The 24584-nt window shown below is 67.0% G+C and carries 17 protein-coding genes; 6 read left to right on the forward strand and 11 right to left on the reverse strand.

What is annotated here, in order from left to right:
- Window positions 1-153: 153 nt before the first annotated feature.
- The 7 genes from etfB to gbcA form a co-directional block, all read right to left on the reverse strand.
- On the reverse strand, window positions 154-930 hold the full coding sequence (etfB, locus tag N0B71_RS07590) for an electron transfer flavoprotein subunit beta (protein ID WP_259758145.1): 777 nt from the start codon (window positions 928-930) through the stop codon (window positions 154-156).
- Window positions 931-1028: 98 nt separating this feature from the next.
- The gene (gene etfA / locus N0B71_RS07595) at window positions 1029-2261 is read right to left on the reverse strand and encodes an electron transfer flavoprotein subunit alpha (RefSeq protein ID WP_259758146.1); all 1233 of its coding nucleotides are present in this window, start codon (window positions 2259-2261) and stop codon (window positions 1029-1031) included.
- Window positions 2262-2394: 133 nt separating this feature from the next.
- Window positions 2395-4362, reverse strand: a complete 1968-nt coding sequence (dgcB, locus tag N0B71_RS07600; RefSeq protein ID WP_259758147.1) for a dimethylglycine demethylation protein DgcB — start codon at window positions 4360-4362, stop codon at window positions 2395-2397.
- A gap of 182 nt (window positions 4363-4544) precedes the next feature.
- The gene (gene dgcA, locus N0B71_RS07605; RefSeq protein ID WP_017521558.1) at window positions 4545-6605 is read right to left on the reverse strand and encodes a dimethylglycine demethylation protein DgcA; all 2061 of its coding nucleotides are present in this window, start codon (window positions 6603-6605) and stop codon (window positions 4545-4547) included.
- A 156-nt stretch (window positions 6606-6761) separates the two neighbouring features.
- Window positions 6762-7292, reverse strand: a complete 531-nt coding sequence (locus tag N0B71_RS07610) for a 4-vinyl reductase (RefSeq protein WP_259758148.1) — start codon at window positions 7290-7292, stop codon at window positions 6762-6764.
- 176 nt (window positions 7293-7468) lie between these two features.
- On the reverse strand, window positions 7469-8446 hold the full coding sequence (locus N0B71_RS07615; protein WP_259758150.1) for a dipeptidase: 978 nt from the start codon (window positions 8444-8446) through the stop codon (window positions 7469-7471).
- A gap of 622 nt (window positions 8447-9068) precedes the next feature.
- Window positions 9069-10358 (reverse strand): glycine-betaine demethylase subunit GbcA, encoded by a 1290-nt coding sequence (gene gbcA, locus N0B71_RS07620; protein ID WP_259758151.1) that lies wholly within the window; start codon window positions 10356-10358, stop codon window positions 9069-9071.
- Between the two features lie 403 nt (window positions 10359-10761).
- Here gbcA and gbcB point away from each other — a divergent pair, with 403 nt between their 5' ends.
- Entirely contained in the window at window positions 10762-11862 is a 1101-nt protein-coding gene (gene gbcB, locus N0B71_RS07625) for a glycine-betaine demethylase subunit GbcB (RefSeq protein WP_259758152.1), read from the forward strand.
- A gap of 235 nt (window positions 11863-12097) precedes the next feature.
- Here the strand turns inward: gbcB and fusA are convergent, their stop codons facing one another.
- Window positions 12098-14146 carry an elongation factor G gene (fusA, locus tag N0B71_RS07630; protein WP_259758153.1) on the reverse strand — a complete coding sequence of 683 codons (2049 nt, stop codon included), beginning with the start codon at window positions 14144-14146 and terminating at the stop codon, window positions 12098-12100.
- 907 nt (window positions 14147-15053) lie between these two features.
- On the opposite strand from fusA, the gene N0B71_RS07635 reads away from it, so the two are divergent.
- Window positions 15054-15371 carry a heavy metal-binding domain-containing protein gene (locus tag N0B71_RS07635; protein ID WP_017521552.1) on the forward strand — a complete coding sequence of 106 codons (318 nt, stop codon included), beginning with the start codon at window positions 15054-15056 and terminating at the stop codon, window positions 15369-15371.
- A gap of 333 nt (window positions 15372-15704) precedes the next feature.
- Here the strand turns inward: N0B71_RS07635 and N0B71_RS07640 are convergent, their stop codons facing one another.
- The 3 genes from N0B71_RS07640 to N0B71_RS07650 all read right to left on the reverse strand — a co-directional run bounded on the left by N0B71_RS07640 (window position 15705) and on the right by N0B71_RS07650 (window position 18128).
- Window positions 15705-16748 (reverse strand): threonine aldolase family protein, encoded by a 1044-nt coding sequence (locus N0B71_RS07640; protein ID WP_259758154.1) that lies wholly within the window; start codon window positions 16746-16748, stop codon window positions 15705-15707.
- Between the two features lie 106 nt (window positions 16749-16854).
- Window positions 16855-17535 (reverse strand): hypothetical protein, encoded by a 681-nt coding sequence (locus N0B71_RS07645; RefSeq protein WP_259758155.1) that lies wholly within the window; start codon window positions 17533-17535, stop codon window positions 16855-16857.
- A 65-nt stretch (window positions 17536-17600) separates the two neighbouring features.
- Entirely contained in the window at window positions 17601-18128 is a 528-nt protein-coding gene (locus tag N0B71_RS07650; RefSeq protein WP_259758156.1) for a hypothetical protein, read from the reverse strand.
- A 239-nt stretch (window positions 18129-18367) separates the two neighbouring features.
- Between N0B71_RS07650 and glyA the strand changes: the two genes are divergently transcribed.
- The 4 genes from glyA (at window position 18368) to N0B71_RS07670 (ending at window position 24540) form a co-directional block, all read left to right on the forward strand.
- The gene (glyA, locus tag N0B71_RS07655; RefSeq protein WP_259758157.1) at window positions 18368-19621 is read left to right on the forward strand and encodes a serine hydroxymethyltransferase; all 1254 of its coding nucleotides are present in this window, start codon (window positions 18368-18370) and stop codon (window positions 19619-19621) included.
- Between the two features lie 125 nt (window positions 19622-19746).
- Complete coding sequence (locus N0B71_RS07660; protein WP_259758158.1) at window positions 19747-20997, forward strand: sarcosine oxidase subunit beta; 1251 nt, start codon at window positions 19747-19749, stop codon at window positions 20995-20997.
- Between the two features lie 196 nt (window positions 20998-21193).
- Window positions 21194-21520, forward strand: coding sequence for a sarcosine oxidase subunit delta (locus N0B71_RS07665; protein WP_259758159.1), 327 nt, complete (start codon window positions 21194-21196; stop codon window positions 21518-21520).
- Window positions 21520-24540, forward strand: a complete 3021-nt coding sequence (locus N0B71_RS07670) for a sarcosine oxidase subunit alpha (protein ID WP_259758160.1) — start codon at window positions 21520-21522, stop codon at window positions 24538-24540. Before N0B71_RS07665 ends, N0B71_RS07670 begins: the two co-directional genes overlap by 1 nt.
- Window positions 24541-24584 lie beyond the last annotated feature (44 nt).

Consider the following 24584-nt stretch of genomic DNA (forward strand, 5'->3'; position numbering starts at 1 on the left):
ATTTCCGGCTGCCAGTGTAGAAAATCGGCCGCAAGGTTCGCTAGCACACCGATGGTGAAGCAAATCGGTAGGAGCGAGCTTGCTCGCGAACCACTTGACGCCGGAGCGGCCGGGAAATCCATTCGCGAGCAAGCTCGCTCCTACAAAGAGCTGTCAGACGCGAATCACGCCCTCTTCCCGCAGCAGCTTGAAGATCGCTTCAGCACCCGCCTCGGGAGTGACGTCCTTGAGCACCTGCCCGGTACCACCAGAGGCCTTGGCCGTGGCGGCCTTCATGCGCTCGGCGCCGGTCTTCGCCTTGATCACCTTCAGCCGCTTGGGCCGCGGGCGCGCCGGTTGCAGGTTGCCGTCGGCGAGCAGCGGGTCGTCCACCACCTCCACCTCGTGGGCCTCCAGGTAGCCACGGCGGGCCGGGCCGAAGGCACTCTGGCGCGCCACAGGCGCGGCATTGTCGACGCTGGCAACGAAGGGCAGACGCACCTTCAGCCGGCGGCGCTGGCCGCGAGGCAGGGCTTGCAGCACCTGGGCGCTGCCGCCTTCGACCTTCTCCACTTCCGCCAGGCCGACTACCAGCGGCCAGCCCAGGCGCTCGGCCAGCAGGAACGGCAGCATGCCGGAACCTTCGCCGGTCTCCGCCTGGGTGCCGGTGAGCACCAGTTGCGCGTCGCTGTCGCCCAGGTAGGCCGCCAGTGCCGGCAGGGCGTCGGCGCCCGCGGGCTGTTCCAGCACGGCCAGTTCGTCCAGGCCCATGCCCAGGTAGCCGCGCAGCGCTTCTTCCCCGGCGTCGCCGGCATGCACCACGCGCAGGCGCTTGCCGGCCAGGCTCATGCCCAGCTCCACCGCGCGGGCGTCCTGGTCGGCGCGGCGCGCACGACCAGAAGCCGGGTGGGCACCGATGGAAACCAGGGCGACGATGTTCAGGTCATTCATCAGACACCTCAGAATCGGTGTAGGAGCGAGCTTGCTCGCGAAGCTTTGGGCTTGGCAGGTTCGCGAGCAAGCTCGCTCCTACGAAGGGCATTCCGGACTCAGGCCGCATCGCGCGCCGCTCCGTTGCGGTGGGCGTCGGCCAGGGCCATCAGCGCCTCGAGGATCGCGGTGGAGTCGCCGATCACCGAGAGATCGGCGCGTTTGATCATGTCGCAACCCGGGTCCAGGTTGATCGCCACCACCTTGTCGCAGGAACCGATGCCTTGCAGGTGCTGGATGGCCCCGGAAATGCCGACCGCCAGATAGACCCGCGCGGTGACCCAGGTGCCGGTGGCGCCGACCTGGCGGGCGCGCGGCATGTGGCCATCGTCCACCGCCACGCGGGAGGCGCCTTCGGTGGCGCCCAGGGCGACGGCGGCGCGGTGGAACAGGTCCCAGTCCTTCACGCCGTTGCCGCCGGAGAGGATGAACTCCGCCTCGGCCATGGGAATCTGCGCCGGGTCCACGGCCACCGGGCCGAGGTCCTCGATACGCGGCAGGTTGCGCGCGACGCTGGTTTCCAGCTCGACGACGCGGGCTTCGTGGCGGGTCTCGCTGACCGGCTCGGCGCACTCGGCGGCGGCCAGGATCAGCCGCGGCAGTTCGCGGTGCAGGTCCTGCTGGCCGGCGCCGGCGCGACCGACGCAGCGCTCGCTTTCGGCCTGCCAGACGCGGGTCGCCGGGCGTTCGCCCAGGCTGGCGGCCAGGCGGCGGCCCAGTTCACCGCCACCGCTGCGGCTGTCGGGCAGCAGCCAGTGCCGCGGGGCGAACTGGCTGTTGACCGAGCGCAGCGCCAGCACCCGTTGTTCCGGGGCGTAGCCGTCGTATTCGTTGCCTTCGATCTGCAGCAGGCGGTCGACGCCGGCGGTATCGAAGGTGCTTTCCTTGTGCTCGCCGAACACCACGGCCAGCACGGCGCCGTCGCTGCCGGCGAGCTTGCGGGCCAGGCCCAGCAGGTCGCGGTCGTGGCTGGAAAGACGGCCGCCGACCATGTCCGGCACCACGGCAATCAGGAAGGCCGGCTGCTCGATCATCACCAGCGGCAGCTGCACCACCTCCGGCGCACTGCTGCGCTTGCCGCCGGTGCCCTGCTGGCCACCGGAGCGGTCGATACGCTTGATGCCGTTGGGGCCGATGAAGCCGACCGCGTGGGGGTTCTTGCGCACCACGCCGTGGGGGCCCATCCAGCGGCTCTCGCCACCCTGGGCGGACTGCATGGCCGCGTGCAGCGGGTGCAGGCGGTTGCGGGCGATCCACTCGGCGCGCGGGTCGCGGCGGATGATGTCGCTCATGCTCGTGCCTCCAGCGCGAAGGTGCTTTTCGTAGGAGCGAGGGGGACGCCCTCGTTATTGCTCGCGAACGGATCAGCACCGAAGTTTGGACGGTTCGCGAGCAAGCTCGCTCCTACAGGTTCACGGCTGTTCATCAATGCACCTCCGCCGCTTCTTCACGGCGTACCAGCGAGGGCTTTTTTGCCGGCACCTCGGTGGCCTCGATGAGGACCTCGGCGACCAGTTCGGCAATGTCCTTGATCTCCGGGCGCGGCGCGACCACGCCTTCGAGCATCGCGGTGCACTGCGGGCAGCCCACGGCCACCAGCTCGGCGCCGGTTTCCTTGATGTCCGCCATGCGCATGTCGGGTATCCGCTGCTTGCCGGGGATGTCGGTGATCGGCGCACCGCCGCCACCGCCGCAGCAGCGCGAACGGAAGCCGGAGCGGGCCATTTCCTTCACTTCGATGCCGATGGCCTTGAGCACGTTGCGCGGCGCTTCGTACTCGCCGTTGTAGCGGCCGAGGTAGCACGGGTCGTGGTAGGTCACGCTGTCGGCCTTGCTCTGGCCGAGGTTCAGCGCGCCCTTGCGCACCAGCTCGTCGATGAAGGTGGTGTGATGCAGCACCTCGTAGTGGCCGCCGAGGGCGCCGTATTCGTTCTTCAGCACATGGAAGCTGTGCGGGTCGCAGCTGACGATGCGCTTGAAGCGGTACTTGGCCAGGGTGGCGATGTTGCGTTTGGCCAGGGTCTGGAAGGTGGCTTCGTCACCCAGGCGACGGGCCACGTCGCCGCTGTCGCGCTCCTCCAGGCCGAGCACGGCGAAGTCGACGTGGGCGGCCTTGAGGATTTTCACGAAGGACCGCAGGGTGCGCTGGTTGCGCATGTCGAAGGCGCCGTCGCCAACCCAGAACAGCACGTCGGCCTGCTGCTTGTCGGCCAGCAGCGGCAGGTTCAGGTCCGCCGCCCAGTTCAGCCGGCCGCCGGGGGCGAAGCCGCCAGGGTTGTCGGTGGCGATGAGGTTTTCCAGCACCTCGGCGCCCTTGTTCGGGGTCGCGCCCTTTTCCAGGGTGAGGTGGCGGCGCATGTCGACGATGGCGTCGACGTGCTCGATCATCATCGGGCATTCCTCGACGCAGGCGCGGCAGGTGGTGCAGGACCAGAGGGTCTCGGCGTCCACCAGGGCCTTGCCGCCCAGCGCGACTATGGGCTGGTGCGGGCCGCCGCTGTGCTCGCCCAGGGGCTTGCCGGGGTAGGGGCTGCCGGCGAAGTTGGCGTCATTGCCGCCCGCCAGGCCGATGACCATGTCCTGGATGAGCTTCTTCGGGTTCAGCGGCTGGCCGGCGGCGAAGGCCGGGCACATGGCCTCGCACTTGCCGCACTGCACGCAGGCGTCGAAGCCGAGCAGCTGGTTCCAGGTGAAATCGGTGGGCTTTTCCACGCCCAGCGGCGCCATGGGGTCGTTCAGGTCCAGCGGCTTGAGGCCGGTGGAGCGGCCGCCGCCGAAGCGTTCGGAACGGCGGTGCCAGGCCAGGTGCAGGGCGCCGGCGAAGGCGTGCTTCATCGGCCCGCCCCAGGTCATGCCGAAGAACAGCTCGGACACGCCCCAGGCCACGCCGACGGCGAGGATGGCAGCGAGGAACCAACCGCCGAAACCTTCCGGCAGGATGCCCGCCACCGGCAGGGTGGCGATGAAGAAGCTCGCCGAGAACATCAGCAGGCTTTTCGGCAGGCGCATCCACGGGCCTTTGGACAGGCGCGACGGCGGGTCGAGGCGGCGCTTGGCGACGAACAGCGCGCCGCAGAACATCAGCGCGGTGGCCGCCAGCAGGGCGAAGCCGAGGATGCGGTTGTGCAGGCCGAAACCGTGCACCAGGATCGCCAGCAGCGCGGCGGCGACGAAGCCGCCGGCGGTGGCCACGTGGGTCTTGGACATGTACTTGTCGCGCTCGACCACGTGGTGCAGGTCCACCAGATAGCGGCGCGGCATTTTCAGCAGGCCGCCGACCCAGTCGACCTGGGCGGGCCGGCCACGACGCCACATCGCGAAGCGCTTCACGGCGCCCAGCACGGCAAGGCCGAGGGCGGCGAAGAGCAGGATGGGGAGGATGATGTTGAGCATTTCTGGTCTCCCTACGGGACCTCAGGGGGCACTGGGCAAGCTCCCTCTCCCGCTTGCGGGAGAGGGCGGAGGGAGAGGGTCTTCCCGGTCGGCTCGGTCACTCGGCCTACCGCCCTCTCCCCAACCCTCTCCCTGAAGGGAGAGGGGGCTGTCCGTGCCTGCCGGACATCACAAGGCGTGTCTTAGAAGTCCTTGCACAGACGCAGTGCGTCATAGATCGCCGCGTGGGTGTTGCGCTGGGCCACGCAGTCGCCGATGCGGAACAGCAGATACCCGTCGCCTGGCTCGCTGAGGCACGGCTGCGGCTTGATCGCGAACAGCGCCTCGACGTCGATCTGGCCCTTGTTGCGCGAGCCCTGCTTGAGCGCGTAGTACAGGCTCTCGTCCGGACGCACGCCGTTCTCCACGACGATCTGGTCGACCACCCGCTCTTCCTTCGCGCCGGTGTATTCGTTCTCCAGCACGGCCACCAGCTTGTCGCCCTCGCGGTAGACCTTCTCCAGCATCAGGTCGCCGGTCATGATCACTTCCTTGGGGTACATGCTGCGGTAGTAGGTCGGGAAGGTGGTGCCGCCGATGGCCACGCCCGGCTTGATGTCGTCGGTGACGATCTCGACCTGGGCGCCCTTGTCGGCGAGGAAGTCCGCCACCGACATGCCGCTGAATTCGCAGATGGTGTCGTAGACCAGCACGTTCTTGCCCGGCGCGACCTTGCCGTCGAGGATGTCCCAGCTGCTGACCACCAGCCCTTCGGCGGCGCCCCAGTGCTCGTTCTGCTCCAGGAACGGATGGCCGCCGTTGGCCAGCACCACCACGTCGGGACGCAGGTCCAGGATGGTGTCGGCGTCCGCGCCGGTGCCCAGGCGCAGGTCGACGTTCAGCCGCGCCAGCTCCAGCTGGTACCAGCGGGTGATGCCGGCGATCTGGTCGCGCTGCGGGGCTTTCGAGGCGGTGGTGATCTGCCCGCCGAGCTGGTCCTTCTTCTCGAACAGGGTCACGTCGTGGCCACGCTCGGCGGCGACGCGCGCCGCTTCCATGCCGGCCGGGCCGCCACCGACAACGACAACCTTGCGCTTCACGCCGGTGGTCTTCTCGATGATGTGCGGCACGCCCATGTATTCACGGGAGGTGGCGGCGTTCTGGATGCACAGCACGTCCAGGCCCTGGTACTGGCGGTCGATGCAGTAGTTGGCGCCGACGCACTGCTTGATCTGGTCGACCTGGCCCATCTTGATCTTGGCGATCAGGTGCGGGTCGGCGATGTGCGCGCGGGTCATGCCGACCATGTCCACGTAGCCGCCTTCGAGGATGCGCGTGGCCTGGTTCGGGTCCTTGATGTTCTGCGCGTGCAGCACCGGTACGTTGACCACTTCCTTGATGCCGGCCGCCAGGTGCAGGAACGGCTCCGGCGGGTAGGTCATGTTCGGGATGACGTTGGCCAGGGTGTTGTGGGTGTCGCAGCCCGAACCGACCACGCCGATGAAGTCGATCATGCCGGTGTCGCTGTAGTACTTGGCGATCTGCTTCATGTCGTCGTGGGTGAGGCCGTCCGGGTGGAACTCGTCACCGCAGATGCGCATGCCGACGCAGAAGTCGTCGCCGACTTCCTTGCGCACGGCCTTGAGCACTTCCAGGCCGAACTTCATGCGGCCTTCGAAGGTGCCGCCCCACTCGTCGGTACGCTTGTTGACGCGCGGGCTCCAGAACTGGTCGATCATGTGCTGGTGCACGGCGGACAGCTCGACGCCGTCCAGGCCGCCTTCCTTCGCCCGGCGCGCCGCCTGGGCGTAGTTGCCGATCACACGCCAGATCTCTTCCGGCTCGATGGTCTTGCAGGTGGCGCGGTGCACGGGTTCGCGGATGCCCGACGGCGACATCAGGGTCGGCCAGTTGAAGCCGTCCCAGCGTGAGCGGCGGCCCATGTGGGTAATCTGGATCATGATCTTGGCCCCATGCTTGTGCATGGCGTCGGCCAGGTTCTGGAAGTGCGGGATGATGCGGTCGGTGGAGAGGTTCACCGAGCTCCACCATTCCTGCGGGCTGTCGATGGCGACCACGGAGGAACCGCCGCAGATGGCCAGGCCGATGCCGCCCTTGGCCTTCTCCTCGTAGTACTTCACGTAGCGCTCGGTGGTCATGCCGCCGTCGGTGGCATACACCTCGGCGTGAGCGGTGGAGAGTACGCGGTTGCGGATGGTCAGTTTGCCGATCTGGATCGGCTGGAACATGGACTCGAAAGCCATTGCGGCATCCTCTGAAAACTACTGCGCTCGGTTATGCAGCGTTGGAGGCTGAATCGAAAATGCTCATTTACTGCTCGTAAACTCCGCTTTTCGCTTCAACCTCCGCCTCGCCTACCCTTCGCTCGCTACGTTTTCGATCTCGATTGATTGGGATGATCAGAGCGGTTTGACGACGAACAGACCGTCGTCGTGGCCTTCCTCGGCGCCGCTGTAGACCTGCTCGGCGACGGTGCGTATGTCGCTGCCGCGCGCCTGGAGGATCTGGTCCATGGCGCCGGCGAACCAGCCGGTGAACATGTAGTCGACCTTGCGGTTGACCTTGCCGTAGACGTACACGAAGGCCGAATGCTTCAGGCGTACCTGGGCGGTGCCCGCGTCGAGGTCGATCTGTTCGATCTGGAACAGGCCCCAGCCACGCTGCGACAGGCGCTTCATGTAGTGCTCGAAGACTTCCACGCCGACCAGGCCGTGGCACTCGGCTTCCTTCTCGCACCAGTGCCAGGCGGACTTGTAGCCGGCCTTGTAGAGGATCTGCGCATAGCGCTCGGCGCCCAGCTCTTCCTCGATACCCATGTGGTTGTTGACGAAGAAGTGCCGCGGTACGTAGAGCATCGGCAGGGCGTCGGTGGTCCAGACGCCGGTTTCGCTGTCGACTTCGATGGGCAGTTCGGGGGCGTGTTTGGCCATGTGTGCAGACTCCGGAATTCGTGTGTGCGGTTGCCCTCTCCCCAACCCTCTCCCTGAAGGGAGAGGGAGCTGGCCGTGCATGCGGAAGGTCAGGTGCATGCCGGTGGCTCTGCTCCCCTCTCCCGCTGGCGGGAGAGGGGCTGGGGGACAGGGCGCTGTTCGATGGAAAGTCGGTGTTATTCGCCCCAGACGTCTTTCAGGACGCGCACCCAGTTCTCGCCCATGACCTTGCGCACCACGCGCTCGGGCATGCCGCGCTTGAGCAGGGTCTCGGTGAGGTTGGGGAATTCGCCCACGGTGCGGATGCCCAGCGGGTTGACGATCTTGCCGAAGTTGGTGAGGCGGCGGGCGTACCCCTTGTCGTGGGTCAGCCACTCGAAGAAGTCCTGGCCGTGGCCCTGGGTGAAGTCGGTGCCGATGCCGATGGCGTCCTCGCCGACGATGTTCATCACGTACTCGATGGCTTCGGCGTAGTCGTCGATGGTCGAGTCGATGCCCTTGGCCAGGAACGGCGCGAACATGGTCACGCCGACGAAGCCGCCGTGGTCGGCGATGAACTTCAGCTCGGCGTCGGACTTGTTGCGCGGGTGCTCTTTCAGGCCCGACGGCAGGCAGTGGGAATAGGTGACGGGCTTCTTCGACTCGAGAATGACTTCCTCGGAGGTCTTGGAGCCGACGTGGGACAGGTCGCACATGATGCCGACGCGGTTCATCTCCGCGACGATCTCGCGGCCGAAGCCGGAGAGGCCGCCGTCGCGCTCGTAGCAGCCGGTGCCGACCAGGTTCTGGGTGTTGTAGCACATCTGCACGATGCCCACGCCCAGTTGCTTGAAGATCTCCACGTAGCCGATCTGGTCCTCGAACGCATGGGCGTTCTGGAAGCCGAAGAGGATGCCGGTCTTGCCCTGCTCCTTGGCCTTGCGGATGTCGGCGGTGGTGCGCACCGGGATGACCAGGTCGCTGTTCTCGCGGATCAGCTTCTGGCTGGCGACGATGTTGTTCACCGTGGCCTGGAAACCTTCCCAGACGGAGACGGTGCAGTTGGCGGCAGTCAGGCCGCCCTTGCGCATGTCCTCGAACAGCTCGCGGTTCCACTTGGCGATGATCAGGCCATCGATGACGATGCTGTCGGCGTGAAGTTCGGCTGGGCTCATCTTGGCGTCTCTCTATTCAGGCAAGGCTGGTGCGGCGGGACTTGTGCCGACGCTTTGCAGGCAGGATATCCCTGCACCCCGCGGCGACCCGGTTCGAAAACGACCAGGGTCGAACCGAAAGCGTCAAACCGACGACATGGGCGACAGCGTTTGCGTCGCATGGGGCAATGTGGGGGCTGGAGGCGAGGATTGGCGCGGACTTGTAGGAGCGAGCTTGCTCGCGAACGGTCTTCGCTGCGGGGCACGGCGCGGGTGGAAAGCGCCCTCTCCCTAACCCTCTCCCTGAAGGGAGAGGGAACTGTAAAGCGTCAAGCGAAACTCCGAACGAACCGGCGACTCCGAGCAACTCCCTCTCCCTGAAGGGAGAGGGCTGGGGAGAGGGTGATACGGCGGCGGCACGGAGGCCGCCGGAAAGAGGTTCGCGAGCAAGCTCGCTCCTACAAGGAGCAAGCCACGCGGCAAGCGTCAGCGCTTGCGCCAGCAGGCAAAGAGGTTCCACGCCACCAGGCCGGTGACGAAGGCGGAGCTGCTGTAGAAGAGCATCGCGTCCACGTGGCGTCCTCACTAACGACAGCAGGTAACGACAACGCCCCCGGAAACGGGGGCGCTGGGTGGGTGGGGCTTACTTCTCGCCGACCAGGCGGGCGTGAGCGGACTCCTCGCCCAGGTTGTTCAGCATGCGCTCGCTGTACCAGTCGAGGAAGTTGATCACGCCGAACTCGTAGGTCTTGGAGTACGGCCCCGGCTGGTAGGCGGTGGAGTTGATGCCGCGCTGGTTCTCTTCGGCCAGGCGACGGTCCTGGTCGTTGGTGGCGTCCCAGACTTCACGCAGGCGCGCCACGTCGTAGTCGACGCCTTCCACCGCGTCCTTGTGCACCAGCCACTTGGTGGTGACCATGGTTTCCTGAGCGCTGATCGGCCACACGGTGAACACGATCATGTGGTCGCCCATGCAGTGGTTCCACGAGTGCGGCAGGTGCAGGATGCGCATCGAGCCCAGGTCCGGGTTCTGGATGCGGCCCATGAGTTTCTTGCTGCCCTGCTTGCCGTCCATGGTCATGGACACGGTGCCCTGCAGCAGCGGCATGCGCACGATGCGGTTGCGCAGGCCGAAGCTGGCATGGGCGTAGGGGATCTTCTCGGCATCCCAGGCGGTGGTGCAGGCCGCGACCTGGTCCTTGAAGGCCTGGCTGGCGCGCGGGTCGGTGACGTCGTCCCACTCCAGCAGGGTGTTCAGCAGTTCCGGGTGCGAACCGTTGCAGTGGTAGCACTCGCGGTTGTTCTCCAGCACCAGCTTCCAGTTGGCCTTCTCCATCAGCGTGGTCTGCACCGCGACCTTGGTGTTCTCCATGTCGTACGGCTCCATGTAGTGCTCGAGCGTACGCAGGAAGTCGTCGATGGCCGGCGGGTTCTCTGCCAGCGAGATGAAGATGTAGCCGCCGGCGGTCTTCACGTTCACTGGTTTGAGGCTGTAGTCCTTCATGTCGAAGTCGGCGCCCATCTCGGTGCCGGCGAACAGCAGGCGGCCGTCCAGTTCGTAGGTCCACTGGTGGTAGGGGCAGACCAGCTTGGCGACCTTGCCCTTGTCGCTGACGCACAGGCGCGAGCCGCGGTGACGGCAGACGTTGTGGAAGGCGTGGATCTTGCCTTCGGCGCCGCGCAGGACGATCACCGGGTTGTCGCCGATCTGCAGGGTGAGGAAGTTGCCCTTGGCGGGGATCTCGCAGGTCATGCCGGCGATCAGCCACTCCTTGTGGAAGATCTCCTGCATGTCCAGCTGGAACAGGCGCTCGTCGTTGTAGAAGGGCTGCGGCAGCGAGAAGCTGTGGTCGCGGCTGCGCAGCATCTCGGCGGTGGCCTTGCGGGCCGGTTCCAGCGGGTCGCCCAGACTCAGGGTAGTGGTGACGTCCATTGCTCGGTCCTCATGCCGCAGCGCGCTCGGCTGCCGGCGGAAATAAGTGGCTGATACGGTGTGCCACGCAGGGCAGTGGCGGCAGGTGCGCAGCGCGCCGAGTGCGCTTTCCCGCCGTCCTCGTTCAACCGGAAGGGGTTGCTCGGCATGGAGCTGAGTGTGGGGCCGCAGCACGGCAATACCCTTATCCATGGGCGACACGGCCACATCATTTCCCGACGCGCAACGGCGCGCGCCAGGCGGCAGGTCGCGATAAGCATGCAAATGTCGCTGGCAGGTAAATGCAGCGGCCATCCTCGTGCACACAATCGGTTCCATCAGGCATGCCGGAAGGCCCCGTCTCGCACGGGTCCCGGCGCTGCCCCATCAGGCCCAGCACGGCCCGCGTGCGCGGAGAGACAGCATGTCGAACAATTTCCTCAATCCGGTGAACACCCAGACCTGGGCCAACGGGCGCCACCTGGTGCGCTGCGTGAAGGCCATCCAGGAAACCTGGGATGTGCGCACCTTCTGCTTCATGGCCGACGCACCGATCATGTTCTTCTTCAAGCCGGGGCAGTTCGTCACCCTGGAGCTGGAGATCGACGGCCAGCCGATCATGCGCTCCTACACCATCTCCAGCTCGCCCTCGGTGCCCTACAGCTTCTCCATCACCATCAAGCGCGTGCCCGGCGGCAAGGTCTCGAACTGGCTGCACGACAACCTCAAGGAAGGCGACCAGATCCCGGTGCACGGGCCGGTGGGCAACTTCAACGCCATCGACTTCCCCGCCGAGAAGGTGCTGTTCCTCTCCGGGGGCGTGGGCATCACCCCGGTGATGTCCATGTCGCGCTGGTTCTTCGACACCAATGGCAACGTCGACATGGTGTTCGTGCACAGCGCGCGCACGCCCAAGGACATCATCTACCACCGCGAGCTGGACCACATGGCCTCGCGCATCGCCAACTTCAAGCTGCACCTGATCTGCGAGAAGTACGAGATGGGCGAGACCTGGGCCGGCTACCGGGGCTTCCTGAACAAGGCCATGCTGCAGCTGATGGCGCCGGACTTCCTCGAACGCGAAGTGTTCTGCTGCGGCCCGACGCCCTACATGCACGCCGTCCGCCGCCTGCTGGAGGCCGAGGGCTACGACATGTCGCGCTACCACGAGGAGGCCTTCGGCCCGACCCCGCCGGAAGTGCGCGCCGACGTGAAGGAGCTGGCCGCCGAAGCCGCCGAGGCGCCGGCCGTGCCCCTGGCGGAGCAGAACCTGGTGGAATTCTGCGACACCGGCAAGAGCATCCGCGTCGCGCCGGGCGAGACCGTCCACGCCGCCGCCGCCAAGCTCGGCCTGCACATTCCCAAGGCCTGCGGCATGGGCATCTGCGGCACCTGCAAGGTGATGAAGCGCTCCGGCGAGGTGGACATGGAGCACAACGGCGGGATCACCGACGAAGATGTCGCCGAAGGCTACATCCTGTCCTGCTGCAGCGTGCCCAAGGGCGACGTGGTGATCGAGTACTGATCACAGCCTGCCCCCACCTGCCCCACACGTTACCCACCAAGTTATCCACAGGCTGAGGGTGTCCCGGCGCGACGTCGGAGACACCTGCGGCCTCACCGCCTGGCCGCCTCGATCCCGTCTGCAACCCGCATGCCACCTGGCTTCCGGCCTTTCGCCCGGCCTCGCGTTCTGTCGCGCGTGAGCGCGCAGCCATGGGGCTTCGCGGCGCCCGGCTGCGACAACTATCCACATTCGTTCAGTCTTCCTCCGGGGCCGCTTTGTAGCCGCTGGACAGGCGTTGCTGCACGTCCTGTGGGACAGCGCTGTAATGACTGGCAGAAAGGCTGTAGAGGCCCTGGCCGGCGGTGATGGATTTCAACCGGTTGGCATAGCCATCCAGCTCCGCCAGCGGTACCTGGCCCCGCACCAGGGCGACGCTGGCCGACAGCGATTCGGTGCCCAGCACCTGGCCGCGGCGCCCGGTGAGATCGGCGGTGATATCGCCCAGGTGGGATTCCGGCGTCGTCACCTCGATCTGCATCACCGGCTCCAGCACGATGCCGCCGGCATTGCGCAGCGCATCGAGCATCGCCTTGCGCCCCGCGGCCTGGAAAGCGATGTCCTTGGAGTCCACGGAGTGGCTCTTGCCGTCGTACAGCGTGACCTTCACGTCCTCCACCGGGAACCCGGCCAGCGGCCCGGCCGCCAGGGCCGAGCGCACGCCCTTCTCCACGGAGGGGATGAAGTTGCCGGGAATCACCCCGCCCTTGATCGCATCGACGAAGGCAAAACCCTCGCCGCGGGGCAACGGCTCGACACGCAGGAACACTTCGCCGAACTGCCCCGCCCCGCCGGTCTGCTTCTTGTGCCGGCTATGGCCTTCGGCGCTGCGGGTTGCCGTCTCGCGGTAGGGCACGCTGGGCGCGCGGGTCTGCACCTCCAGCTTGTACTGCCCGGCCATGCGCTCCAGCAGGTAACGCAGGTGCAGCTCGCCCATGCCGCGCAGCACGGTTTCCTGGGTGGACGCGTTGTAGTCCAGGCGCACGCACGGGTCCTCGGCCTGCAGGCGCTGGAGGATTTCCGCCAGGCGCTGCTCGTCGCCGCGCCGGCTCGCCTCGATGGCCAGGCCCTGCATGGGCGTGGGAAAGTCCAGAGGCTTGAGGCGGATGTGGTCCTCGTCATGGGAGTCGTGCAGCACCACGCCGTACTCCAGTTCGTCGACCTTGCTCAGCGCGCCGAAGTCACCGGGAATCAGCCACGGCGCCTCTTCGTGCTTCTTGCCCTGCAAACGCAACAGATGGCCCACCTTGAACGGCTTGCGCCCATCGCCGGCGAACAGCTGCATCTCCCGGCGGATCGTGCCCTGGTGCACGCGGAACACTGCCAGACGGCCGACGAAGGGGTCGATCACCACCTTGAACACATGGGCCAGCACGTGGGCGGCCGGGTCGGGACGGGCCATCACCGGGTGTTCGACACCTTTCTCGTCGGTGCGCAGGAACAGCGGCGGATTGCCCTCGGCGGGGTTCGGCGCCAGGCGCGCCAGGACATCCGCCAGTTCCGCCACGCCGGCGCCGGTGCGCGCGGAAACGAAGCACAGCGGAATCAGGTGGCCTTCGCGCAGCGCACGCTCGAAGGGTTCGTGCAGCGCCTCGGGGGTTACCTCGCCCTCCTCCAGGTACTGCGCCATCAGCGCCTCGTCCACCTCCACCACCTGGTCCACCAGGGCCTGGTGCGCCTCGGCCACGGAAGAGAAATCCGCCTCGCCCTCGGGATTGAAGAAACAGTCCACCACCCGGGCGCCACCGCCGGCAGGCAGGTTGATGGGCAACACCTCCTTGCCGAACGACTCGCGCAACTGCGCCAGCAGTGCCGGCAGGTCGATGCGCTCGGCGTCGATCTTGTTCACCACCAGCAGGCGGCACAGCCCGCGCTCGCCGGCCCAGCGCATCATGCGACGGGTGCTCAGCTCGATGCCGTTCTGCGCATTCACCACCACCAGCGCGGTCTCCACCGCCGCCAGCGCCGGCAGCGCGTGGCCGATGAAGTCGGGATAACCGGGGGTGTCGATCAGGCGGACATGGGCGCCCTCGTGCTCGAAGTGCACCAGGGCAGCGGCCAGGGAGTGATGGTAGTCGCGCTCCATGGGGTCGGAGTCGCACAGGGTGTCGCCGCGCTCCAGCGAGCCCATGCTGGCAATGGCGCCGCTGTGCTGCAGCAGCGCTTCGGCAAGCAGGGTCTTGCCGCTGTCGCCGTGGCCGACCAGGGCCACGGTGCGGATCTGTTCCACCGAGTAACTGGACATGCTGAATCTCCCGCCCCCAGGGTGCTTGAAGTATAGGCAGCGCGACCTGCACCCCTGGACAAATATTGACCAGCCCGGCGCACGCCAGGCGCTCTGCGGCGTGCAGCGATCCATCCACAACCCACCCACACCTTGCGGGCAGAACGCTGCACAGCCGATGTGGAAAACCCACCGCCAAATTCGCTACAGGCCAGTCGCAGCGGGACTTCCGGCATTTGGTCAAAAAATGTACTGAAGGACCGGAAGCACGCCCGGCGCGGCCCGCAGCGCTCTGGATACAGGTTGTCCACACCTTCTGCGAGGTTCGCCCCACAGGCATTGTGGAAAGTTTCCCGCAGCCCCTGCCGTTGGGGAAAAGTCGCTGTGGATCAGTCGCTTGCACACCAGGCTGGTCATTCCTTGAGCAGCCCCCTGGACGCCCCGCCAGCCGTGGCGCGGGCAGTGTTTTCCACAGGCGACGCACAGGCGGGTCAACATAAACCGGGGATAGCGGTGGAAAGATCGTGCACAGAAAATCGGCCCGATTCCGTACACAGCCACGCAAGTGGTTGAAAATCCTAATTGATCAGAAAACGACCAGCTTCAGCGAAGCCGCGCGCCATGAGGCGTACAGGCGCCTCCCAACAGTTTTTCCACAGGTTGGACACGTGCGCCTCCACAGCGCCTGTGGAGATCTTCCGCACCCCCGCCGAAATGCCTGAAAGCCACGGGATACGGGCATTGCGCGAAAACACCCCGTGGCCGGAGGCGGTTCACGCAGCCGTCAGGGCGGCGTCATTTTCCACCAGGTTGTCCACAGCTTTATCACAAGGTTGCCCCCGGATTTCGCCAAATGCTGAAACACAGCCGCCGCGGACGTCGAGGGCGTGCGGGCTATGCTGGATTTCCCTGACAGAGGAGCCACGCCATGATTCTCACCACCACGCCCACCATCGAGGGCAAGACCATCCAGGAATACCGCGGCATCGTCGTGGGCGAGGCGATCCTCGGCGCCAATGTGTTCCGCGACCTGTTCGCCGGGCTGCGCGACATCATCGGCGGCCGCTCCGGCGCGTACGAGAAGGAGCTGGGCCGGGCGCGGGAGATCGCCTTCGAGGAATTGCAGGAACGCGCCCAGGAGCTGGGCGCCAACGCCGTGGTCGGCATCGACCTGGACTACGAGGTGGTGGGGCAGAACGGCAGCATGCTGATGGTCAGCGTGAGCGGCACGGCGGTGCGCATCTGACGCGTAGGAGCGCCTATTTCCCGCTGGGGAATCTGTGCCGCCCCTCCCCTCACCCCAACCCTCTCCCGGAGGGAGAGGGGGCATAGCGCGCCGGCTGATGCCATAGCTTCATCCTGCACCGAACGGTCGCCTCTCCCGCTTGCGGGAGAGGGTTAGGGTGAGGGGCCCCTGATCTTGCAGGAGCCCGCCATGCGCGCGATCGAGGGTGAGGCGCCGGGGTTGGTCAAGGTTTGAACAACCCCGTGCAGGCCACGCCAGCCGTGGCCTGCGTACATTCATCCACAGGTTGGCGACAGGTTGCGCGAGCAACCGTCCCCAGCGCCTGGGGACAACTCAGGCGCCCATGACCCGGCGAATGTCGGCGGCCAGCGCCTCGACGCGGGCGATCTCGGTGTCCCACGAACACATGAAGCGTGCGCCGCCGGCACCGATGAAGGTGTAGAAGCGCCAGCCCAGTTGGCGCAGGGCCTCCAGCGCGGGTTCGGACATCTGCAGGAACACGCCGTTGGCCTCCACCGGGAACATCAGCTGCACGCCGGGGATGTCCGCGACCCGCTCGGCCAGCAGCTGTGCACAGCGGTTGGCGTGGCTGGCGTAATGCAGCCAGGCGTCGTCCTGTAGCACGCCGACCCAGGGCGCGGCGAGGAAGCGCATCTTCGACGCCAGTTGGCCGGCCTGCTTGCAGCGGTAGTCGAAGCCTTCGGCCAGCTCGCGGTTGAAGAACAGGATGGCCTCGCCCACCGCCATGCCGTTCTTGGTGCCGCCGAAGCAGAGCACCTCGACGCCGGCCTTCCAGGTCAGCTCGGCCGGGGTGGCGCCCAGGAAGGCGCAGGCATTGGAGAAGCGCGCGCCGTCCATGTGCAGGTGCAGGCCCAGCTCGCGGCAGGTGGCGCTCAGCGCCTGCAGTTCATCCGGGCGGTAGCAGGTGCCGACCTCGGTGGCCTGGGTGATGGTGACCACGCGGGGCTTGGGATAGTGGATGTCCTGGCGCTTGAGGGCGATCTCGCGGATCGCATCGGGCGTCAGCTTGCCCTGGGCGTCGGTGCGCGCCAGCAGCAGCTTGGAGCCGTTGGAGAAGAACTCCGGCGCGCCGCATTCGTCGGTCTCGACGTGGGCGGTCTCGGCGCAGATCACGCTGTGGTAGCTCTGGCACAGCGCGGCCAGGGCCAGGGAGTTGGCCGCGGTGCCGTTGAAGGCGAAGAAGACTTCGCAGTCGGTCTCGAACAGCTCGCGGAAGTAGTCGGACGCGCGGGCGGTCCACTGGTCGTCGCCATAGGCGCGTTCGTGGCCGCGGTTGGCTTCGGCCATGGCTGCCCAGGCTTCGGGGCAGATGCCGGAATAGTTGTCGCTGGCGAACTGCTGGGTGTTGTCGGTCATGGTGCGGCCTCGAAAAACGTTGTACGTCAGGCAGCAGCGTAGCAACGGATAGTCGCTCGCCGCCGGAGGGCGCAGGCCTCCCGCGGACGGGAGGCCGCGGGATGGATCAGGGCAGCTTGGTCAGCGCCATCTGTTCGGAGATGGGCACGAACAGCTCGCGCAGGGATTGCGCGGTGCCGCCGTTGGGCTTGTCCGGGGAGGTCATGTTGAGCACGTAGCGGCCCTTGATCAGGCCGGTCAGGCTGGACTCGCCGGCCTTGTCGTCCGGGCCCGGCACGCTGATGGCCAGCGGGTCGCCCATGCGCGTGCTGTCGATCACCGGCAGGTACTGCTCGCCGCCGAATTGCGCGGCGGTGCCGTTCTGCAGCGCGGCCTGGCGGGCCTGGTTGAGCAGCGAGACGTTCTTGGCGGTGGTCTCGCGCAACTTGGCCTGGGCGGCCAGGTACTGCTTGGCGGCCTCGCCCTGCTGGTCGGCGCCCGGCGCCGGCAGGCCGGTGTCGGTCAGGGTCACGACCAGTTGCTGGCTGCCGTCGGCCTTGCCGTAGACGATGGTCGCGCTGTCGTAGCCGCACTCGCGGGAGAGATAGGGATAGCCGTACACGGCCTTGGTCGGCGGCAGCGCGCGTTCCAGTTCGTGGCCGGTGCAGCTGTCGCCGGCCGGCGTGGCGGCGGCGCTGCTCGCGGCGGCGGCCGGCGCATCGGCCTTGGCGGGTTTGCTGTCGTCACCACAGCCCTGCAGGGTGGCGCTGAGCAGCAGGGCGGAAAGCAGAGTCAGGGAGCGGTTCATGGCGTCCTCGCGTTTCGTGAGAGGCGCAGTTTAGTCCCTTGGCCAGACGCTTCCTATCGGCAGCTTCATGGCGACAGTTTGCAGGCCCAGCGCCCTTGTCTGTCGTCGTAGACGGCCTCGACCACCGCCACCCCGCCGGCGCGGGCCTCCAGGCAGAAGGTTTTCATGAAGGTCGCCCGCGCACCGTCGCCTGCGCTGTCGCGGCCGCCGACCGTCACGCTGTACAGGCCAGGCTGCAAGGGCCGCGCCGGCGTCTTCTCGCTGAAGCCGGAGATCGCCTGGCCGTAGGCCAGGCAGGTGTCGCTGCGCAGCGACACGCCCCGGTTCGGCTCGTTGCTGACCGCCGACCAGAACGGCTCGTAGGGTTCGCGCGCCACGTCGATGGAATACACCACCACCTGCCGTTCATCCACCTGCAGGGTGCGGTTGAAGAACAGGCCGGGCGACTTGAACGCCGCGCCGCCGAAGCACAGCGTCCGGCCCTGCACCCAGACGCGGGCGTCGCCATCGAACAGGCGCGACATGCCCCAGGCCGACGTCTGCGCCGTCAGCAGGGCCAGGCCCAGGCAACCCCATGCAAAGAAACGCTTCATCGCACCGCTCCACCGGCCGCGCCGTGCTGGCGCGGGCATGTCGCATTCTGACCAGCCGTTACGCGCAATTCCACGCACCCGGTCGCTTTTACGCCCATCGCGGCATGTCGCAAACGCACCTACCCGCGGCGTGCGCAGGCATCTGGTCAGACGGGGCCAGTCATACCATCGCTTCCAAGGGGGCGAGTTCGCGTCCCGCACCAGCCATGGCGCTCCACCGCGCCGCAGGGAGACCAGCGATGTTCAGCAAGCAAGACCAGATCCAGGGCTATGACGACGAACTGCTCGCGGCGATGGATGCCGAGGAAGCGCGCCAAGAGGACCACCTCGAGCTGATCGCTTCGGAGAACTACACCAGCAAGCGCGTCATGCAGGCCCAGGGCAGCGGGCTGACCAACAAGTACGCCGAAGGCTATCCGGGCAAGCGTTACTACGGCGGCTGCGAGCATGTGGACAAGGTCGAGCAACTGGCCATCGATCGCGCCAAGCAGCTGTTCGGCGCCGACTACGCCAACGTCCAGCCGCACTCGGGCTCCTCGGCCAACGCCGCTGTCTACCTGGCCCTGCTCAACGCCGGCGACACCCTCCTGGGCATGAGCCTGGCCCACGGCGGCCACCTGACCCACGGCGCCAAGGTGTCGTCCTCGGGCAAGCTGTACAACGCCGTGCAGTACGGCCTGAACACCGACACCGGGCTGATCGACTACGACGAGGTCGAGCGCCTGGCCGTGGAGCACAAGCCGAAGATGATCGTCGCCGGCTTCTCCGCCTACTCCAAGACCCTCGACTTCCCGCGCTTCCGCGCCATCGCCGACAAGGTCGGGGCGCTGCTGTTCGTCGACATGGCCCACGTGGCCGGCCTGGTTGCCGCCGGCCTGTACCCGAACCCGCTGCCCTACGCCGACGTGGTCACCACCACCACCCACAAGACCCTGCGCGGCCCGCGCGGCGGTCTGATCCTGGCCAAGTCCAACGAAGAGATCGAGAAGAAGCTCAACTCCGCAGTCTTCCCCGGCGCCCAGGGCGGCCCGCTGATGCACGTGATCGCCGCCAAGGCGGTGTGCTTCAAGGAAGCGCTGGAGCCCGGCTTCAAGGACTACCAGGCCCAGGTGATCAAGAACGCCCAGGCCATGGCGCAGGTGTTCATCGAGCGCGGCTATGACGTGGTCTCCGGCGGCACCGACAACCACCTGATGCTGATCAGCCTGGTGAAGCAGGGCCTGACCGGCAAGGAAGCGGACGCCGCCCTGGGCCGCGTCGGCATCACCGTGAACAAGAACGCCGTGCCGAACGACCCGCAGAGCCCGTTCGTCACCTCCGGCATCCGCATCGGCACCCCGGCGGTGACCACCCGCGGGCTGAAGGAAGCCCAGTGCCGCGAGCTGGCCGGCTGGATCAGCGACGTGCTGGACCACCTGGGCGATGCCGACGTGGAAGCCAAGGTGGCCACCCAGGTGGCGGGCCTGTGCGCGGACTTCCCGGTCTACCGCTAAGTCTTCCGGCCACGCTTTTGTAGGAGCGAGCTTGCTCGCGAACCAGCCCCGCCGCGAGGCCATTCGCGAGCAAGCTCGCTCCTACGAAGAGCGACACCGCGACAAGAGATATTCAGGAGCACCCCATGCAACGCTACTCCGGCTTCGGCCTGTTCAAGCACTCCCTGAGCCACCACGAGAACTGGCAGCGCATGTGGCGCACGCCCACGCCCAAGCCGGTGTATGACGTGGTCATCGTCGGCGGCGGCGGGCATGGCCTGGCCACTGCCTACTACCTGGCCAAGGAGCACGGCATCACCAACGTCGCGGTGATCGAGAAGGGCTGGCTGGGCGGCGGCAACACCGCGCGCAACACCACCATCGTGCGTTCCAACTACCTGTGGGACGAGTCGGCGCTGCTCTACGAACACGCCATGAAGCTGTGGGAAGGCCTGTCCCAGGACCTGAACTACAACGTCATGTTCTCCCAGCGCGGGGTCTACAACCTCTGCCACACCCTGCAGGACATGCGTGACGGCGAGCGCCGCGTGAGCGCCAACCGCCTGAACGGCGTGGACGGCGAACTGCTCAACGCGCAGCAGGTGGCCGAAGAGATTCCGTACCTGAACTGCACCAAGAGCGCCCGCTACCCGATCATGGGTTCCACCGTGCAGCGCCGTGGCGGCGTGGCCCGTCACGATGCCGTGGCCTGGGGCTTCGCCCGCGCGGCCGATGCCCTGGGCGTGGACCTGATCCAGCAGACCGAAGTGATCGGCTTCCGCAAGCAGGACGGCGCGGTGATCGGCGTCGAGACCAACCGCGGCTTCATCGGCGCCAAGCGCGTCGGCGTGGTCACCGCCGGCAACTCCGGGCACATGGCCAAGCTCGCCGGCTTCCGCCTGCCGCTGGAATCGCACCCGCTGCAGGCGCTGGTTTCCGAACCGCTCAAACCCATCATCGACAGCGTGATCATGTCCAACGCCGTGCACGGCTACATCAGCCAATCGGACAAGGGCGACCTGGTCATCGGCGCCGGCATCGACGGCTATAACGGCTACGGCCAGCGCGGCTCCTACCCGGTGATCGAGCACACCCTGCAGGCGATCGTCGAGATGTTCCCGGTGCTCTCGCGGGTGCGCATGAACCGCCAGTGGGGCGGCATCGTCGACACCACCCCGGACGCCTGCCCGATCATCGGCAAGACCCCGGTGAAGAACCTGTTCTTCAACTGCGGCTGGGGCACCGGCGGCTTCAAGGCAACGCCCGGCTCGGGCAATGTCTTCGCCGCCACCCTCGCCAAGGGCGAGCCGCATCCGCTGGCCGCGCCCTTCTCCATCGAACGCTTCCACACTGGCGCGCTGATCGACGAACACGGCGCTGCCGCCGTCGCGCACTAAAAGCCGCCCGAAGGGCGAAATCTGATGACCCTCTCCCTTCAGGGAGAGGGTGCCCGAAGGGCGGGAGAGGGTGTTGAAGGCGCGAGCCAACCCTCGACTGAAACGAAACAACGGGAGAGCGACCCTCTCCCCAACCCTCTCCCTGAAGGGAGAGGGGGCCGGTCAGCCGGCAAGATCAGTTTCCGGAGGCTACAAAATGCTGAATATCTTCTGCCCCCATTGCGGCGAGCTGCGTTCCGAAGAGGAATTCCACGCCAAGGGCCAGGCGCACATCCCGCGCCCGCTCGACCCGTCCGCCTGCACCGACGCCGAGTGGGGCGAGTACATGTTCTTCCGCGACAACCCGCGCGGCATCCACCACGAGCTGTGGGTGCACGCCGCCGGTTGCCGCCAGTACTTCAACGTCACCCGCCACACCGTGACCTACGAAATCCTGGAAACCTACAAGATCGGCGAAAAACCGAGCATCAGCGCCGATTCCGAGAAGAAACCCGCCGTCCAGCCCGCCGTGGAGAAGGCCTAATGAGCCAGATCAATCGCCTGTCCCGTGGCGGTCGCATCGACCGCACCAAGCCGCTCACCTTCAGTTTCAACGGCCAGAGCTACCAGGGCTTCGCCGGTGACACCCTGGCCGCTGCCCTGCTGGCTAACGGCGTCGACATCCTCGGCCGCAGCTTCAAGTACTCGCGCCCGCGCGGCATCGTCGCCGCCGGCGCCGAAGAGCCCAACGCCATCCTGCAGATCGGCTCGCGCGAATCCACCCAGGTGCCCAACGTGCGCGCCACCCAGCAGGCCCTGTACAACGGCCTGGTGGCCAGCGCCACCAACGGCTGGCCGAACGTGCAGAACGACCTCATGGGGATCTTCGGCAAGGTCGGCGGCAAGATGATGCCGCCCGGCTTCTACTACAAGACCTTCATGTACCCGCAGTCCATGTGGCTGACCTACGAGAAGTACATCCGCAAGGCCGCGGGCCTGGGCCGCGCGCCCACCGAAGTCGACCCGGACAGCTACGACTGGATGAACCACCACGCCGACGTGCTGATCGTCGGCGCCGGCCCCGCGGGCCTCGCCGCCGCCCTGGCCGCCTCGCGCAGCGGTGCGCGGGTGATCCTCGCCGACGAGCAGGAAGAGTTCGGCGGCAGCCTGCTCGACACCCGCGAGACCCTCGACGGCAAGCCGGCCGAGGAGTGGGTGGCCAAGGCCATCGCCGAGCTGCAAGGCAACCCGGACGTGATCCTGCTGCCGCGCTCCACGGTCAACGGCTACCACGACCACAACTTCCTCACCATTCACGAGCGCCGTACCGACCACCTGGGCGAAACCGCTCCGCTGGGCCAGGTGCGCATGCGCGTGCACCGCGTGCGCGCCAACCGCGTGGTGCTCGCCGCCGGCGCCCACGAGCGCCCGCTGGTGTATGCGAACAACGACGTGCCGGGCAACATGCTCGCCGGCGCCGTCTCCACCTATGTACGCCGCTACGGCGTGGCGCCGGGCAAGAAGCTGGTGCTGTCCACCAACAACGACTACGCCTACCGCGTCGCCCTGGATTGGCAGGAAGCCGGTCTGCAGGTGGTCGCCATCGCCGACGCCCGCCCCAATCCGCGCGGCGAATGGGTCGAGGAAGCGCGCAAGCGCGGTATGCGCGTCATCACCGGCAGCGCGGTGATCGAGGCACGCGGCAGCAAGCGCGTGAGCGGCGCGAAGATCGCCCCCATCGACACCTTCCGCCTGAAGGTGACCGCGCCCGGCGAGTGGCTGGACTGCGACCTCATCGCCAGCTCCGGCGGCTACAGCCCGGTGGTGCACCTGGCCTCCCACCTGGGTGGCAAGCCGGAATGGCGCGAGGACATCCTCGCCTTCGTACCGGGCCTGGCGTTCCAGAAGCGCATCTGCGCCGGCGCGGTGAACGGCGTGTTCCGTCTCGCCGATGCCCTGGCCGACGGCTACAAGGCCGGCACCCAGGCGGCGATCGACGGCGGCTTCAAGGCTGTCGAGGGCGAGCTGCCGGTGGTTGCCGAGCGCGCCGAGGACGCCACCCTGGCGCTGTTCCAGGTGCCCCACGAGAAGTCCACCGCCCGTGCGCCCAAGCAGTTCGTCGACACCCAGAACGACGTCACCGCCGCCGCCATCGAACTGGCCTGCCGCGAGGGCTTCGAGTCCATCGAGCACGTCAAGCGCTACACCGCGCTGGGCTTCGGTACCGACCAGGGCAAGCTGGGCAACATCAACGGCCTGGCCATCGCCGCCCGCGCCCAGGGCAAGAGCATCGCCGACACCGGCACCACCATGTTCCGCCCGAACTACACCCCGGTGACCTTCGGCGCCGTCGCCGGCCGTCACTGCGGCCACCTGTTCGAGCCGGTGCGCTTCACCGCCCTGCACGCCTGGCACGTGAAGAACGGCGCCGAGTTCGAGGACGTCGGCCAGTGGAAGCGCCCGTGGTACTTCCCCAAGCGCGGCGAAGACATGCACGCCGCGGTGGCCCGCGAGTGCCGCGCCGTGCGTGAGTCGGTCGGCCTGCTGGACGCCTCGACCCTGGGCAAGATCGACATCCAGGGCCCGGACGCCCGCGAGTTCCTCAACCGCGTCTACACCAACGCCTGGACCAAGCTGGACGTGGGCAAGGCCCGCTACGGCCTGATGTGCAAGGAAGACGGCATGGTCTTCGACGACGGCGTGACCGCGTGCCTGGCGGACAACCACTTCGTCATGACCACCACCACCGGCGGCGCCGCCCGCGTCATGGAGTGGCTGGAGCTGTACCACCAGACCGAGTGGCCGGAGCTGAAGGTGTACTTCACCTCGGTCACCGACCACTGGGCCACCCTCACCCTGTCCGGCCCCAACAGCCGCAAGCTGCTGGCCGAGGTCACCGACATCGACCTGGACAAGGACGCCTTCCCCTTCATGACCTGGAAGGAAGGCAAGGTCGCCGGCGTACCGGCGCGGGTGTTCCGCATCTCCTTCACCGGCGAGCTGTCGTACGAGGTGAACATCCAGGCCAACTACGCCATGGGTGTGCTGGAGGCCATCGTCGCCGCCGGCGCCAAGTACAACCTGACGCCATACGGCACCGAGACCATGCACGTCCTGCGCGCCGAGAAGGGCTTCATCATCGTCGGCCAGGACACCGACGCCTCGGTCACCCCGGACGACCTGAACATGGGGTGGGCGGTGGGTCGCACCAAGCCCTTCTCCTGGATCGGCTGGCGCGGCATGAACCGCGCCGACTGCCAGCGCGAGGACCGCAAGCAGCTGGTCGGCCTGAAACCCACCAACCCGATGGATGTGCTGCCCGAGGGCGCGCAGCTGCTGTTCACCCCGCAGCACACGGTCCCGGCGACCATGGTCGGCCACGTCACCTCCAGCTACATGAGCAGCACCCTGGGCTACAGCTTTGCCCTGGCGGTGGTGAAGGGCGGCATCAAGCGCCTGGGCGAGAAGGTCTACGCCCCGCTGGCGGACGGCCGCGTGATCGAGGCGGAGATCTGCAGCTCGGTGTTCTACGACCCGAAAGGCGAGCGGCAGAACGTGGATTGATTCGGAGCTGCCGGCTGCCCTCACCCTAACCCTCTCCCAGGGGG

The organism is Pseudomonas sp. GCEP-101, from assembly GCF_025133575.1.
Lineage (GTDB): Bacteria > Pseudomonadota > Gammaproteobacteria > Pseudomonadales > Pseudomonadaceae > Pseudomonas > Pseudomonas nitroreducens_B.

Bases quoted from the DNA above. Each gene is read 5' to 3' on its own strand.
- dgcB (WP_259758147.1), bottom strand. From the start codon at position 4,362: ATGCTCAACATCATCCTCCCCATCCTGCTCTTCGCCGCCCTCGGCCTT.
- N0B71_RS07635 (WP_017521552.1), top strand. From the start codon at position 15,054: ATGATTCTCACCACCACGCCCACCATCGAGGGCAAGACCATCCAGGAA.
- dgcA (WP_017521558.1), bottom strand. From the start codon at position 6,605: ATGGCTTTCGAGTCCATGTTCCAGCCGATCCAGATCGGCAAACTGACC.
- N0B71_RS07670 (WP_259758160.1), top strand. From the start codon at position 21,520: ATGAGCCAGATCAATCGCCTGTCCCGTGGCGGTCGCATCGACCGCACC.
- etfA (WP_259758146.1), bottom strand. From the start codon at position 2,261: ATGAGCGACATCATCCGCCGCGACCCGCGCGCCGAGTGGATCGCCCGC.
- N0B71_RS07650 (WP_259758156.1), bottom strand. From the start codon at position 18,128: ATGAAGCGTTTCTTTGCATGGGGTTGCCTGGGCCTGGCCCTGCTGACG.
- N0B71_RS07640 (WP_259758154.1), bottom strand. From the start codon at position 16,748: ATGACCGACAACACCCAGCAGTTCGCCAGCGACAACTATTCCGGCATC.
- glyA (WP_259758157.1), top strand. From the start codon at position 18,368: ATGTTCAGCAAGCAAGACCAGATCCAGGGCTATGACGACGAACTGCTC.
- N0B71_RS07610 (WP_259758148.1), bottom strand. From the start codon at position 7,292: ATGGCCAAACACGCCCCCGAACTGCCCATCGAAGTCGACAGCGAAACC.
- N0B71_RS07660 (WP_259758158.1), top strand. From the start codon at position 19,747: ATGCAACGCTACTCCGGCTTCGGCCTGTTCAAGCACTCCCTGAGCCAC.
- N0B71_RS07665 (WP_259758159.1), top strand. From the start codon at position 21,194: ATGCTGAATATCTTCTGCCCCCATTGCGGCGAGCTGCGTTCCGAAGAG.
- N0B71_RS07645 (WP_259758155.1), bottom strand. From the start codon at position 17,535: ATGAACCGCTCCCTGACTCTGCTTTCCGCCCTGCTGCTCAGCGCCACC.
- gbcA (WP_259758151.1), bottom strand. From the start codon at position 10,358: ATGGACGTCACCACTACCCTGAGTCTGGGCGACCCGCTGGAACCGGCC.
- etfB (WP_259758145.1), bottom strand. From the start codon at position 930: ATGAATGACCTGAACATCGTCGCCCTGGTTTCCATCGGTGCCCACCCG.
- gbcB (WP_259758152.1), top strand. From the start codon at position 10,762: ATGTCGAACAATTTCCTCAATCCGGTGAACACCCAGACCTGGGCCAAC.
- N0B71_RS07615 (WP_259758150.1), bottom strand. From the start codon at position 8,446: ATGAGCCCAGCCGAACTTCACGCCGACAGCATCGTCATCGATGGCCTG.
- fusA (WP_259758153.1), bottom strand. From the start codon at position 14,146: ATGTCCAGTTACTCGGTGGAACAGATCCGCACCGTGGCCCTGGTCGGC.